Below are 13433 nucleotides of genomic sequence, written 5' to 3' on the forward strand. Positions count from 1 at the left end.
ATTACTTTATTTGTGGGATATACCCAACCTACCAGAAGCTATGAACACAAATATCTATCAGAGGTTTAAGCAAATCGAATCACTTCCTCTATGTGGGTTAAATGGGAAGTATCTCCCTTTAGTTCCAATAACCATTCTGGATCTTCGCGTACCACTTTTACCAACGAACATAAAGAAGCTTTAACTTCTGTTTTGGCAATTTCCCCTACTAGCCCCATTGCTCCCCCCAACACAGATGCCCCATGTGCGACTAGCAGGATATCCTCTGGGAAGAACTCAGTAGCTAAACATCTGGCAGTTTGCCCTGAACGTTCTCGCACTTTTTCATGAGTTTCAGGATATTTGGCGGCGATGCGCGAAGTATAGCTGGTGTCAATTCTGGGGAATAATTTTGCCAAAGCTGGAGTTGAGAGTCTTTCGGGTTCTTCTGTCATCCAAACTGGATTTAGCCATTCACTCAAACCTGTTTCCAATTTAATTGGCAAGTTGAGCATTTCTGCAACTGCGTTTGCCGTTTGTACGGTTCGCAGGAAAGGCGAAGCGAAAATATGGCCAATATTTTCTTTTTTCAATCGTTTCGCTAAATGTTGTGCCTGCACCATACCATCATCAGACAAGGGTGGATCGTAGCGTCGTTCAGCTGTGAGAAACCAATCAGGGTTTACGAAATCGAGACGGTTAGCGTGTCTTGCTATCCAGACTATTTGACTCATGGTGTTTAATTATTCCGATGAATAGAATTCGCCGCTAAACAAATATAGATATCTGCAAGGAGGGCTGCAAATATTAATATAGGACATTATTTGTAATAATTTGTAATAATATAAGTTATGAGTAAAACTTATCAGTATAAATTAGTATAAGATTGTGTAATGAATTTAAATGTAAATACCAGATTGGGACGGTTCAAACCAAACTCCATACTCAATAACTGATAGTAGATGGCTGATGGTAATTGTTTTGAGCGTACCGTAACGTTTGCGATAGTAAGATTCAGAAAGTTAAAGAAAATAAATGTGGTTCTTCATGGAAGTAGCGGTAAAAAACAAACCCTTGCCAATCTACGCCAAACTGTTCAGCGATTTTACAAAATAGTACATCAACATCATCGCCATCTATTTTGAGGTCTTCCCGAAGCCGTGTATTAAGAGTAATATCTTTTGTTTGCACACCCAGTTCATTAGAAACAATAGCTGCAAGTTGATTAAATCTCTCTGTAAATGACATAAAGCCAGATATTATATCTATACAATTGCTTATAACTTCAACCATCCAAATAGTTGCCCTACAGTTAATTGAAAGCCGCTAACTAAATCTGGAACTGGTAATATTTCTTGTTCTTCTTGGAAAAGTTCTGGTTGCTGCTTTGGTGGATAGACTAAAACAGAACGTTCATCTGGATCAATCAGCCAACCGAAGCGACTACCATGCTTTAAACAATGCAAAATATTTCCGGTTACTTTAGTCTGGCTTTGATCTGGTGAAAGAATCTCAATTGTCCAGTCTGGATAAGTCTTAAATACATTTGCCACATCTCCATGTTCATCTATGGGAATCCGTTCCCAAGCAAACACAGCTACATCAGGGACAATTGAACGTTCGCCAAAAGTACAGCGCAATTCTGGGAAAGCCAGGGCAATTTTTTGACTTTCAGCTACTTCATTTATACCTGTGACTAACTTACCCTGTAATTTGCTATGTTTTCCTTGAGGCATTGGCTTTTGAATAATTTGACCGTTGATGTATTCTGAGCTAGGCTTTGTTTCTGGTAGTTTTAAAAACTTTTCTAAGGTTAGGGTTTTAGTTGGTGATTTTACCATTTACTTGTACCTCCCAAATTATCATTTAATTAATTACCCCAAATAAGCTTTTTTAACTCGCTCATCACTAATTAATTCTGATGCTGCACCTGTTAAGGTAATAGAGCCAGCTTCTAAAACATAACCGCGATCGGCAATTTGTAATGCGAGATTAGCGTTCTGTTCAACTAACAAAATAGTCACGCCTGTAGTCCGGAGATTTTCAATAATCGAGAAGATTTCTCGGACGATCGCAGGGGCTAAACCTAAGCTAGGCTCGTCTAAAAGTAAGAGTTGTGGTCTACTCATTACAGCCCGTGCGATCGCTAACATTTGTTGTTCGCCACCACTGAGGGTTCCTGCTAGTTGATTGCGTCTTTGTGATAAACGGGGAAATAGCTCAAATTGGCGCTGAATATCTGCTTTTATCTCAGCTTGATTGGAGCGAATATAAGCACCCAAAAGTAAGTTATCAAATACTGTTTGTCGCGCTAAAACTCTGCGTCCTTCAGGACAATGGGCGATACCAAGTTGTACAACTTCGTGAGTTTGGCGGCGAGTAATATTATGTCCATTATAGATAATTCCGCCACTCTTAGGATTAACAACTTTAGATATGGCGCGAAGTGTAGTAGTTTTACCAGCCCCATTAGCACCAATTAGAGTAACTACTTCACCTTTCTGAATAATTAAATTAATCTTTTTCAGAGCTTGAATACCGCCATAGTTAACATCAAGTTCTTGAACTTCTAGAATTGTATAGTTTGGTCTACTATTGGCTTTCATCGGCGGTTTACATCCAGAAATGTTGATTCAAAACCTAACATACATCAATCATACATTTCTTAAAACAGTGCATCAGTCTACTCAATCGTAGACATTGCTTCAACTTAAAAACCAACGCCAGAACACTGCAATCTTTATGATGTACCATTAATTACTGATAAATATATCAAGTGTCCTGTGGCAAAAGCAGCATATATTGGTAGCAAGGGACTAATTAATTTAGCTCCCGATGCATGGGTACAGTGGGTAACACAGCGTCCTGAAGTCGTGGCGAAAGAAATTTTGGGTTCAGAGTTTCACTGGATTAGCCGCGAAACAGATGTGTTGGTGAAGGCATACAGTGCCACTCACGGAGATTTTCTCGTATTAAATGAACTACAACTGCGTTACACAACACAGATGCCTCTAAGGATGAGAGCATACACAGCCCTAGCACAAGAACGCTACCGATTACCAACTTACCCAGTACTGATCAACATTTTACCGCCTCCATCCACCTTAACTATTGTCAGTAGTTACGAGCAAGAATTTTTGGGATTACGTGCCATCCAAGATTATCGCGTGATTAATTTGTGGGAAATCGATGCTGAAATAGTGTTTCAGCAACCACTACCATCGTTGTTACCCTTTGTACCAATTCTGCGAGGAGGGGGAGAGGTATCAGTTGTGCAACGCTCATTAGAGGCGCTACGAGCAGATGCACAGTTGAACCAATTAGAATCATTGCTGGCATTTTTTGCTAGCTTTGTTCTAGACACGCCTTTAGTGCAACAAATCATGAGGTGGGATATGGCAGTATTGCGAGAATCGCCTTGGTATCACGAGATTGAGCAAAGAGGTATTCAAGAGGGTGCGCGACGGCAGTTAATCCGAGTATTAGAACAACGCTTTGGCGAAATTTCCCATGAGGTAGAAGTAAGGCTTGAGGGCAAGAATGTGGAACAATTAGAAATTTTAATGGATAGCGCGATCGCTGTAAATTCTTTAGAAGAATTTGTGGAAATTTTGTCTACATGAATTCCATCTGAGATTTCAAGTTAGGATAAATCTCACTTACTGAGTGCATCTATACCTGAATGACGAAGCCTGCTGATGTCAGTACCAAAAAATTAATCAGTCTTGCACCCAATAACTGGGTAAGATGGGTAACACAAATTCCTGATATTGTTGCTGGAGAAATTCTAAATAGTGAATTTCAGTGGATTAGCCGGGAAAGTGATGTTTTAATCCGTGTCAGTAGCTCCCAACATGGAGAATTTTTGCTTCTCAACGAATTGCAGTTACGCTATCAATCCCAAATGCCGCGTCGGATGCGTGCTTATGCTGCACTTGCAGAAGAAAAATATAACTTACCAACATACCCCGTTCTTATCAATATTCTGAAAACAGGTAACAACGAAATACCCACAAGCTTTACATCAAATATTGCAGGATTACGGGCAATATAAGATTACCGGGTGATTAATCTGTGGGAAATCGATGTCAATATTGCTTTTCAACAACCCTTACCATCCTTACTGCCATTTGTACCCATTCTCAAAGGTGGTGAAAATGAATCTATTATTAGAGAAGCATTGCAAATTCTCCGTGCTGATGAAGAACTCAACCAACTGGAAACAGCTCTAGCTTTTTTTGCTACGTTTGTTTTAGAGAATACACTCGTTCAAGAAATCATGAGGTGGGATATGACGATATTACATGAGTCACCTTGATATCAAGAAATTTTACGCGAAGGGGAAGCACGCGGGGAAGCACGCGGGGAACTGCAAGGAATACTTTCTGCGATTGAAATTAATTTAGAGTTAAAATTTGGCGATCGCGGCTTAAACTTAATGCTACAAATTAATCAGATTCAGGATTTAGAGCTGATTCGTAAACAAAAGATTAAGCTGCCATTCGTTTTACCATCAGACGAATCAATGAGCCGTAAATCATGGCTTCACTGATCTCTGTGTACAACTCATAATCCTTGCTCAAACGCCGAAATCGATTGAGCCAGCCGAATGTCCTTTCCACAATCCACCGCTTGGGTAATCGTTCAAATGTTTTCGATATTCTCTCAATCACCTCAACACGAACCTGTTCTCCGCAAACTTGCTTGACAGCTTGAGCAAAGTTTTCACCAGAATAGCCTTGATCTACCCAAACAACTTCCAATTTAGACAATTCCTGAGCCGATTCATGGAGTACAACCACAGCCCCCAAACGTTCCGACGCATTAGCTTCAGTCACTAAAACGCCAATCAACAAACCTTGAGAATCCACAACTATATGTCGCTTACGGCCTTTAACTTTCTTACCACCATCGAAACCGTAGACTTCCCCTTTTTTTCCGTTGTCTTCACTGACTGAGAATCGGCGATCGCAACGCTAGAGTGTTCGTCTCTGCCCAAATCTTGTCGCAGTTGATGGCGCACTTGGTCGTGAATTTTCTGCCATATTCCTTTGCGCTGCCATTTCTGAAAGTAGCCGTATACTGTTGTGTAAGGTGGAAGATCATGGGGTAGCATTTCCCACTGACACCCGGTACGTTGCACATAGAAAATAGCATTCAAAATTTCTCGTAAATCTACTTCTACAGGATGCCCAAACCCTTTAGGTTTTGGTAGAAAGGGCTTGATAATTAACCATTCGGCATCGCTTAAATCACTTGGGTAGGGTTTACGCTGTGGATTTTCAATCGCAGGTAGACGGCTCATCGACTACAACATAAATTACACTCGACTTAGCCTATAACCTGAACAAAACCGGATTCAGTTTTCTTTAGATTTTCTTTACGAATCAGCTCTTAGAGCGTTTGAAGACAATTTTACGGAATATTGTAACTGCAAATACTATTGAGGAATTGCAACAGATTTTGTAATTCCCCGGTTAGTTATCAATCATTTCCCAAATAAGCTTCAATTACAGCCGGATCGTTTCTAACTACAGATGGTTCACCCAAAGCAATCAACTGCCCAAAATCTAACACGGCAATGCGATCGCACAAACCCATAACTAAGGGTACATGATGTTCAATCAGCACAATTGTTAAATTAAATTGTTCTCGCAGACTGCGGATAAATTCGCTGAGTTGCTGCTTTTCATTGGGGTTCATCCCCGCCGCAGGTTCATCGAGAAGTAAGATTTGCGGTTCTAAGGCTAAAGCGCGGGCAATTTCCAGCCGACGCTGATCGCCGTAAGCAAAATTTTTGGCTTTTTCGTCAGCGCGATCGCTCAAGCCCACCATATCCAATAATTGTAAAGCCTTTCGCCTGCTTTTTTTCTCTTCCCGACGGGCTGGTGGTAATCCCAAAACTCCTGTTAATAAATTACTTTTATTGTCCAAATGTCGGGCAATTATGACATTTTCTAATGCTGATAATTCCCCAAATAAGCGAATATTTTGAAAAGTCCGAGCAATACCTAAACCTGCAATTTGATGCGGGCGTAGTTGGGAAATATTAGCACCTTGATAGCGCAACTCTCCACTAGAAAGGGGAATAAAAGCTGTAATCAAATTAAACAGTGTTGTTTTCCCAGCACCGTTAGGGCCAATTAATCCAAAAATCTCATGTTGATTGACTGTAAAAGATACATTATTCACAGCCACTAAACCCCCAAAACGGCGAGTCAGTGACTTGGCTTCTAAAACAATGTTATTTGTCATTGTACATAATAATATTTAGCTTTAATAAATTTAATTTATTCTATTTATTAGCTTCTCTGCTTTGATGCCTTGAAAAATATTTTCATCAATTGCTTTTTAAGCGTTTTCAAAATATCTGGAGTTACAAACCCTTGGGGAAAAAATATAGTTCCTAAAACTATTAGAATACCATAAATAATTAATCTACCATCGCGTAAAAATTGAGATAACCAATTGGGTAATCCTGCTATATCTGCTATTCTTCGTAAAACAATTTCTAATAATACTTTCAATACAATAGCACCGACAACCGAACCTAAAAAAGTTCTAGAACCACCAATTAATACAATTGTTAAATAGGTAATACTAGCATCAAAAGTACCTTGTCGAGCATTCCAGGTATTGAGAAAATGAGCGCTAATCACACCTACAATTCCGGCAAGCATTGCTCCGAGAGTAAAAGCTAAAACTTTGTAGTAAGTGGGGTCAATTCCCATTGCACTGGCAGCTAATTCATCTTCGCGGATAGCAATGAATGCCCTACCTGTACGAATACGTTCTAAACGGTAAAATAATACCATACTAATTAATAGTAATGGTATGGCAATCCACAAATATTCAATTTGGCTTTGGAACGGTTGAGGAATACCAAAAATCCCGACAGCACCGCCTGTGATATCTAAATTTAAGGATACAACTCGTAAAACTTCTACAAAAGCAATAGTTGCGATCGCTAAATAAATTCCCCGTAATCTCAATGCCGGAATTCCCACTATTACGGCTAATATACCGGAGATTAAACCAGCAATTAACATTTCTAATAAAAGTAATGGAATGGGAAATAAATTATTACTAGATGGAAAAACTTTTGTAGATAAAATCGCTGCAATATATCCACCTAACGCATAAAATCCAGGACTAGCCAAAGACAATTGTCCAGCCATTAGGGGTAAATAAAGCGATAATCCTAATAAAGCCTCCAATACCATGTAGACTATTGGTGATTCATAAGTAGAGAAAAATTCAGCCATTGTAAAATACTTTGATTAAGCTGTTAATATTTGCTCTGCTGTTAACGCCAGTTCAGGAAAAGTTCGTGACCCGATTCGTTCGGAACCTCTAAAATATGTGTGTTGATATTTACCCTCAGCATTTAATAGAAAAACAAACACAGTTGGAACTTTGGGATTTCCCAAATACTCTCTATAACCAATTGCCAAATAATCTACAATCCAATATTCTGTAATACCTAACCGTTGATATTCATCTAGTTTATCAATGTAGTCATCTTCCCAATTAGTTGATGTTACCTCGATAGCTAGCTGGATGGGTTTTTCAAGTGCAGAATAAGCAGAACGATTTGAGCGCCATACATCTTTATCTATGACACTTACATCAGGCTTGCGTCCTTGTTCAATTCCATTGGCAGTTACAGTTCTAAAAACTGCTGTATTATTAACTACATAATTAAGGTTTAGTCGTCTAATTTCATCATTTAAACCAAATAACATAAAATTGGCGACATCATCATGATTTCTAGTTGCACGCACTTCTACAATTTCCCCATCCACAAGTTCATATAAACCTTTCTCTGGGCACTGTTCCAAAAAATCATCAAAAGTTAATTTTTGTTTGGTATATATTTTCATCACGCTATGTCTCTTTAAACTTTCTGAATAAACCGACGACCTAGCAAACCTTGGGGTCTAACTAATAACATGATAAATAATATTCCATAAGCTACAGCTTCTTTGTAACCGGAATATTCTGCCGGCACAAAAGCTTCAACTAATCCAATGAGTAATCCTCCTAAAACTGCGCCGGGAATACTACCTAAACCACCTAAGACAATTACCGCTAAACCCCGCAACCCAAAAGCAATGCCGAAATATGGGCCAGCAATACTAACACTAGAGGCGACTAAGGTTCCTGCTAATCCTGCTAAGAAACTGCTGATGAAGAATGTGAGGATGATAAAGCGATCGCTATTAATGCCTAACAAACTAGCTGTAGTCGGATCTTCTGCGATCGCTTGCATTGCTTTACCATACTTAGTTCGATTGATAAAGTAGGTAATAATTGCCACAATCGCAACTGATACAGCAAAAATTATTATCTGAACGGTGCGAATAGGAATTTCCTTTTCTGGAGTACCAAAGTTAATTGAAGGTGGTAAATTCCCATAAGTATCTGCGGGATATGTGTAACTTTCTGCGCCTACCAAATACTGGATTAAGTTCACAATTACCACTGCTACCCCCAAGCTGGAAACAACAGTTAGCAAGGGATCAGATCCTTGACGGCGTAAAGGTTGAAAAGCAACCCGTTCCATCACTACCCCGATTAATCCCGCTAAGGTACTTCCTAAAATCAAGGCTATAGCAAATGGTAATTTTATTGGTAAGACTGCATTCGCTAGCAAACCATTAAATCCAAAGTTACCACCCATAAGGGCATAAGTGAAATATGCACCCAAGGTAAAAATCGCACCATGAGCTAAATTAATGATGCCCAGAATAGAATAAACTAAGGTATATCCCAATGCAAAAATTGCATAGATACTACCAATAGATAATCCGTTCAAAAATTGTTGCAGAAATAGAGTAATATCCATATTGCAACTATTTTATAAATACAAATTTTCCAGTATTTCCATCTTTATCCATCTTGATTTGGGCGACGTAAAATTCTTTTTGAATCACATCCCCTACTGGTGTAAAAGCAATCTCGCCTAAAGGTGTATTATACTTTCCAGCTAATATTTGCTTGTTCAATTCTGTCCGCAGTTTATCAAGAGGTAATGTGCTGATTTTGGTTTTTTTATCCAACTCTTTCAGAGCCTCAACATACACCTGCACCGCCGCAAAAGATTGACCAGTAAATTGGGCTGGTTCTTTTTTGTATTGCTCAATATAGGTTTGGCGAAATGTCTTATTAATCTCACCAGGATATTCAGGACTGTACGCTTGAGCAATCAGCACACCATCGCAAAGGGCTTTACACACTGATAAAACATTGGGTGTATTCAGACCATTACCACCAATAATTATGCCTTTATAACCCAACTCTCGCAGTTGCCGCACTAAGTTACCACCATCAGCAGCTAGTCCTGAAATAATTACTAAATCTGGTTTTAAATTAATTGCATTAGTAGCTTGTGCTTGAAAGTCGGTATCAGTAGTTTGGAACTTTTGAACTGTTACTAATTCTAGCCCTTGCTCTTTAACTGCTTTTTGAAAAATCTCCGTTTCTGATTTGTTAAAAGCATCATTTTGGGCGTAAAAAACTGCTACTTTTTTAATTTGAGGATTCTGCTTGAGTGCAGCTTTAAGCGAATTAGGGGCAACTATAGAAACAGGTGCAGATACGCGAGCTACATAATCACCGATTTCTGGAATTCCGTTTGCGGTATTTGATGCTCCAATAACTGGAACTTTAGCACGTTCGGCAACGGGGTCAGCACTAAAAGCTTGCTGTGATAAAGTAGGGCCAACAATACCGACAACCTTATCCTTGTTAATTAAAGTTTGAAAAGCGTTAATTGCTCCAGCTTCATCACCGCTAGTATCTTGGGCTATTAATTTAATCGGAGTGCCGTTAATACCACCTTTGCTATTGAAATACTTCTCGGCAATTTTGGCCCCCACAAATCCCTCTTGACCGAGTAATGCTACGTTGCTGGTTTGTGCTAAGGCAATACCGATGGGAATCGCACCCGATGTAGTCGTTGTCTGGGCAGTGTTAGTAGTAGTGTTATTTGGATTACTATTTGGAGTATTTGTCACAGAGCTACCGCCACCACAGCCTGTTAGTAGCAAAGCGCAAGTTGATAATAATGCTGTTGTCTGAGCGATCGCGTTGTTCATCGTTAAATAATCATGTAGTTATTAGATATTCGGCAAAAGCTCACAGTAATTTTCATAATCTACAAACAAAATGACGCAGATTTATACTTTTGCACGAATTCTATTAAATCATTCTTATTTCACCATGCAAAGACAAATATTCAAAGTGCTGCTAAATACAAATTATTATAATTAGTAATGATTTTATCATTCCCCATCAGTTTAGTTGAATCCTAAGTAAGCACTTTTAAACCCCTTTTTCGCTACCAGGTAATCCTTTAGGTTCATAGTGACGGCAACCATTACATGGGCCGTCAGGGTTAACAGCACAACGCATATAACCAGAGCGGGCATTAAATTTGCAGCTGATATCGCCAATTAGATAACCTACCCCTTCTAAATAATAGCGATCGCTTTCAATCGGTCTAAGGTTTTGCCGTCCCTGCACTACTGAAAAATTCATGGCTGCTTGCCTCATCCGTAGGCGCGATCGCGCATGGGTTTTGCGGATCGCCCACAGAGAAATCAGGGACGGTAAAAAACCAACGGCAATTACTAAAAGTGTCTTTAACACCTTCTTTTTACCTCTTCTGTGCGCTGATCGATTGTCCCTGATGTTGCACTCTGGTTTACGGAAGTGCAAATATTAGGGCAGTTTTGCCTAATTGCAACCATAGTTGGTGGCGATTAGCAATGGCAGTGTAGTATCTAGCAATTTTAACGAAGAAGTTCCTTCTGCCACTTCAATCAGCATAACTGTTACAACCCCAGGCGTGAACTGCCGTTGAATGTTGATAATTTTAAGATTTGTTGACTAATGCCTTTTTGCACAAGTGTCTTGCGTTAGTCTCCGCCCCATTCTTGTTTTTTCTGTGTCGCTGCGATGCTAATCTTTTTTTGGTTTGCTGACGAAGTTGCTGTGCTAGCAGTGCAGCTTCCCTTTCGGCTCGGAATAAATCAACTTTTCGCGTTGTCAAAATAAATGATTCGTCAGGTTTTTGTTTTACCCAAGGGACGCTAATTGCGAAATACTGACAAATCTGTTTACCTAGCTCCTTCTTCAAGAGTGGATAACGTTTTTGACTATTCAGTGTGTTAGCGATCGCTTTCAACTCCAATATCGCGGCTTCCAACTCTCCCGCCATCTGATTGATGCGCTCTACTTGTGTTATCAAACGCTCTCGTTCACTGATGATTTTTTCCTGTTGGGGTTGCAGTGGAACTATTGCAGTAGTTACAGGTGTAGGCTGTAACAGCGAGACTTTCAGCAAAATGGGCTTTTTATCCGTGTCTGAGATTTTTTTCATACTACCTCAAGTAAGGCTAGCTGACTTTTAAGGCATTTTAGCAGCAAATTAGTATATTTGTACTATAATTTTTATACGAGATTTAATCTGAGAAATTTTGACTATTTTGTAGGATGGGCAACATGAGCGTCCCTTGTATTTCCGGGCGGGCAAGATTGCCCACCCCACAAGAATCATCAGCAACGCTCAACTTTCCAAACATTTTCTAAAAGCAAAAGATTTGCCAGCGCTGATAATATTTCTATAGGACTCATATTTTATTTTTGAAAAAATGAGATTAAGAATATACCAAATAGCTGATACCGAAGAAATTATGAAGTTGTTCTACGACACTATTCATGAAGTGAATATTCATGATTACACACAAGAACAAGTAGATGCTTGGGCACCAGCAAATATGGATATTGACCTTTGGATTAAAGGTTTAGGAAGTAAGTTTACTTATGTCGCAGAGGAAAATAGTAAAATTATCGGTTTTGGGGAACTAGAGGCTAATGGACATATTGACCATTTTTACTGTCATAAAGATTTTCAAAGAAAAGGGATTGGTAAAAAAATCTTAGAACAGCTTGAATGCAAAGCAAAGTCTTTAGGAATTGAAAGGTTATTTACAGAAGCTAGTATTACAGCTAAACCGTTTTTTGAAAGCCAGAATTTTATTGTTGTGAAACAGCAAGAGGTGGAACGGAGAGGGCAAAAACTGATAAATTTTATTATGGAAAAATCAATTTAATAACTACTAAATAGGTTCTATTAAAACAAGTAAATTATTTTGAAAAGATTGACTTAAATTCACCGAGAGTATTAAAATTCTCTCAATAACTAAGAATAAAATTTTATATGGTCTGTTATGTGGAAGTGCGTTAGTCTTGCCATGCCACTACTTAAGATAGGCTTGCTCTATCAATAATTTCTGAATTAATTTTAAATTGCAGTTTTTCTCGTAATTGTTGTGCTTGCTGATAAGCTACTGTCCGCCCTTTGTTTAAATTGTGTAATTCTGCTGGTTCCAAAGGTTGAATATAGTAACGCAAGCGAGTTCTCATTGCCCAAATTCCCATTGAAGGAAACAGAATTAAGACAAACATGAAAGGCGATAAAGGTAAGAATGGTAATTTGACTAGTCGTTGCAATTTTTGCAAATTAACAGCCCAAGGATGTAAAAATTCACTCCCAATGCAAACTACTGGGAGAATAGGAATATGATAGCGATCGCTCAACTTAACAAAACTCACATCAAACTTTTCTAGTTGATAGCGTCTTTTCCAACCTTTCAGAGGGCCGCGGATACCTTCGGGTGCATATAAAATAATTTTATTTTGGGCTATAGCTGCCTCAAAATCATCTAATTCGGCTCGCACACCACCCAAAACCTGCGACCATCTGGGTGGTAGCCACCAAATAACCCAAGGATGATCAAATAATGCTGGACTTGCTACAGGTTGTACCACCCATCCTCTAGCTTCACTTAATAAATAACCCAAAGTCAAAAAGTCCCAAGGAAAACTCATCCCTGCGTGATTCATTGCCACAATCAATGGCCCTGTTTGCGGCAAGTTTTCGACTTGTTTTAATTCTCCCCGAAAATAGTATTTGACGATGGGACCAAGAACTTCTTTGCGAAAAGCTTGTTGATATTTGGGATCAAATTCACCAAGTTCTTTTCGGGGTGAACGGAAACCAAGACGCAACCAGCGAATCAGCATCGCTAGATAAAATCCGCCAGGAATTAAAAATAATCCATATTCGGGCCAATTCCAACCGTCTGTATCGGTATGATAGTGCTGCCAATGGCGGTTAAATAAAATTAGCCAGCCTGGAGGGTACCAAAGACAAAACCAATCAAACCAGCTAAATATATAGCCTTCACCTGGTGCATTTTCCAGTTGAGTATCGAGGAGGTTTTGGGAGTGTTGATTAATCAAAACGGTTAAAGTTCAGACAAACATTTGATTAAAAGTGCATTATAGCTTTATAGTTTTGCCATTGGTATCTGACTCAGGTTAAGGGCATCTCAAACACTACTGACAAGAGGTTTAGAAAAATTATCCTGTTGGATTGACATCCT

15 protein-coding genes and 1 pseudogene are annotated in these 13433 nt (G+C 39.1%); 3 read left to right on the forward strand and 13 right to left on the reverse strand.

The features are described 5' to 3' along the window. Positions 1 to 65 precede the first annotated feature (65 nt). From FBB35_RS30545 to FBB35_RS30560, 4 genes are all read right to left on the reverse strand, one after another. Entirely contained in the window at positions 66 to 713 is a 648-nt protein-coding gene (locus FBB35_RS30545; RefSeq protein WP_174712747.1) for a histidine phosphatase family protein, read from the reverse strand. A gap of 280 nt (positions 714 to 993) precedes the next feature. Beyond that, positions 994 to 1227 (reverse strand): DUF1493 family protein, encoded by a 234-nt coding sequence (locus FBB35_RS30550; RefSeq protein ID WP_174712748.1) that lies wholly within the window; start codon positions 1225 to 1227, stop codon positions 994 to 996. A 29-nt stretch (positions 1228 to 1256) separates the two neighbouring features. Then, positions 1257 to 1820, reverse strand: a complete 564-nt coding sequence (locus FBB35_RS30555) for a Uma2 family endonuclease (RefSeq protein WP_174712749.1) — start codon at positions 1818 to 1820, stop codon at positions 1257 to 1259. A gap of 33 nt (positions 1821 to 1853) precedes the next feature. After that, positions 1854 to 2585, reverse strand: coding sequence for an ABC transporter ATP-binding protein (locus FBB35_RS30560; RefSeq protein ID WP_174712750.1), 732 nt, complete (start codon positions 2583 to 2585; stop codon positions 1854 to 1856). Positions 2586 to 2762: 177 nt separating this feature from the next. Here FBB35_RS30560 and FBB35_RS30565 point away from each other — a divergent pair, with 177 nt between their 5' ends. Together FBB35_RS30565 and FBB35_RS30570 are read left to right on the forward strand one after the other, a co-directional pair. Beyond that, positions 2763 to 3602: a DUF4351 domain-containing protein gene (locus FBB35_RS30565; protein WP_174712751.1), complete on the forward strand. Its 840-nt coding sequence runs from the start codon at positions 2763 to 2765 to the stop codon at positions 3600 to 3602. Between the two features lie 59 nt (positions 3603 to 3661). Beyond that, positions 3662 to 4531 (forward strand): annotated as a pseudogene (locus tag FBB35_RS30570) (Rpn family recombination-promoting nuclease/putative transposase). Here FBB35_RS30570 and FBB35_RS30575 read toward each other — a convergent pair. The 8 genes from FBB35_RS30575 to FBB35_RS30610 form a co-directional block, all read right to left on the reverse strand. Then, a protein-coding gene (locus tag FBB35_RS30575) for an IS5 family transposase (protein ID WP_174708067.1) occupies positions 4470 to 5284 on the reverse strand; the annotation gives its coding sequence in 2 pieces (ribosomal slippage) (positions 4470 to 4918 and positions 4918 to 5284; 816 coding nt in all). The pseudogene FBB35_RS30570 and the gene FBB35_RS30575 sit on opposite strands and share 62 nt — an antisense overlap. Positions 5285 to 5463: 179 nt before the next feature. Next, entirely contained in the window at positions 5464 to 6234 is a 771-nt protein-coding gene (locus FBB35_RS30580; protein ID WP_174712752.1) for an ABC transporter ATP-binding protein, read from the reverse strand. Between the two features lie 47 nt (positions 6235 to 6281). Next, positions 6282 to 7244, reverse strand: coding sequence for a branched-chain amino acid ABC transporter permease (locus tag FBB35_RS30585; RefSeq protein ID WP_174712753.1), 963 nt, complete (start codon positions 7242 to 7244; stop codon positions 6282 to 6284). 15 nt (positions 7245 to 7259) lie between these two features. Beyond that, positions 7260 to 7862: a Uma2 family endonuclease gene (locus FBB35_RS30590; protein WP_174712754.1), complete on the reverse strand. Its 603-nt coding sequence runs from the start codon at positions 7860 to 7862 to the stop codon at positions 7260 to 7262. A gap of 14 nt (positions 7863 to 7876) precedes the next feature. Continuing rightward, positions 7877 to 8827 carry a branched-chain amino acid ABC transporter permease gene (locus tag FBB35_RS30595; RefSeq protein WP_174712755.1) on the reverse strand — a complete coding sequence of 317 codons (951 nt, stop codon included), beginning with the start codon at positions 8825 to 8827 and terminating at the stop codon, positions 7877 to 7879. Positions 8828 to 8834: 7 nt separating this feature from the next. Then, positions 8835 to 10079, reverse strand: a complete 1245-nt coding sequence (locus FBB35_RS30600; protein ID WP_174712756.1) for an ABC transporter substrate-binding protein — start codon at positions 10077 to 10079, stop codon at positions 8835 to 8837. A 226-nt stretch (positions 10080 to 10305) separates the two neighbouring features. Then, entirely contained in the window at positions 10306 to 10632 is a 327-nt protein-coding gene (locus tag FBB35_RS30605; RefSeq protein WP_012411375.1) for a DUF6464 family protein, read from the reverse strand. A gap of 226 nt (positions 10633 to 10858) precedes the next feature. Beyond that, on the reverse strand, positions 10859 to 11365 hold the full coding sequence (locus tag FBB35_RS30610) for a hypothetical protein (protein WP_174712757.1): 507 nt from the start codon (positions 11363 to 11365) through the stop codon (positions 10859 to 10861). 271 nt (positions 11366 to 11636) lie between these two features. On the opposite strand from FBB35_RS30610, the gene FBB35_RS30615 reads away from it, so the two are divergent. After that, complete coding sequence (locus tag FBB35_RS30615; protein WP_174712758.1) at positions 11637 to 12098, forward strand: GNAT family N-acetyltransferase; 462 nt, start codon at positions 11637 to 11639, stop codon at positions 12096 to 12098. 151 nt (positions 12099 to 12249) lie between these two features. Here the strand turns inward: FBB35_RS30615 and FBB35_RS30620 are convergent, their stop codons facing one another. After that, a complete protein-coding gene (locus FBB35_RS30620) occupies positions 12250 to 13290 on the reverse strand; it encodes a 1-acyl-sn-glycerol-3-phosphate acyltransferase (RefSeq protein ID WP_174712759.1) in 1041 nt (346 codons plus the stop codon). Between the last annotated feature and the right edge of the window lie 143 nt (positions 13291 to 13433).

The organism is Nostoc sp. TCL240-02 (assembly GCF_013343235.1).
Lineage (GTDB): Bacteria > Cyanobacteriota > Cyanobacteriia > Cyanobacteriales > Nostocaceae > Nostoc.

What these genes read in the sequence shown, in the direction of transcription:
- FBB35_RS30545 (WP_174712747.1), bottom strand. Translation starts at nt 713, where the DNA reads ATGAGTCAAATAGTCTGGATAGCAAGACACGCTAACCGTCTCGATTTC.
- FBB35_RS30550 (WP_174712748.1), bottom strand. Translation starts at nt 1,227, where the DNA reads ATGTCATTTACAGAGAGATTTAATCAACTTGCAGCTATTGTTTCTAAT.
- FBB35_RS30555 (WP_174712749.1), bottom strand. Translation starts at nt 1,820, where the DNA reads ATGGTAAAATCACCAACTAAAACCCTAACCTTAGAAAAGTTTTTAAAA.
- FBB35_RS30560 (WP_174712750.1), bottom strand. Translation starts at nt 2,585, where the DNA reads ATGAAAGCCAATAGTAGACCAAACTATACAATTCTAGAAGTTCAAGAA.
- FBB35_RS30580 (WP_174712752.1), bottom strand. Translation starts at nt 6,234, where the DNA reads ATGACAAATAACATTGTTTTAGAAGCCAAGTCACTGACTCGCCGTTTT.
- FBB35_RS30585 (WP_174712753.1), bottom strand. Translation starts at nt 7,244, where the DNA reads ATGGCTGAATTTTTCTCTACTTATGAATCACCAATAGTCTACATGGTA.
- FBB35_RS30590 (WP_174712754.1), bottom strand. Translation starts at nt 7,862, where the DNA reads ATGAAAATATATACCAAACAAAAATTAACTTTTGATGATTTTTTGGAA.
- FBB35_RS30595 (WP_174712755.1), bottom strand. Translation starts at nt 8,827, where the DNA reads ATGGATATTACTCTATTTCTGCAACAATTTTTGAACGGATTATCTATT.
- FBB35_RS30600 (WP_174712756.1), bottom strand. Translation starts at nt 10,079, where the DNA reads ATGAACAACGCGATCGCTCAGACAACAGCATTATTATCAACTTGCGCT.
- FBB35_RS30610 (WP_174712757.1), bottom strand. Translation starts at nt 11,365, where the DNA reads ATGAAAAAAATCTCAGACACGGATAAAAAGCCCATTTTGCTGAAAGTC.
- FBB35_RS30615 (WP_174712758.1), top strand. Translation starts at nt 11,637, where the DNA reads ATGAGATTAAGAATATACCAAATAGCTGATACCGAAGAAATTATGAAG.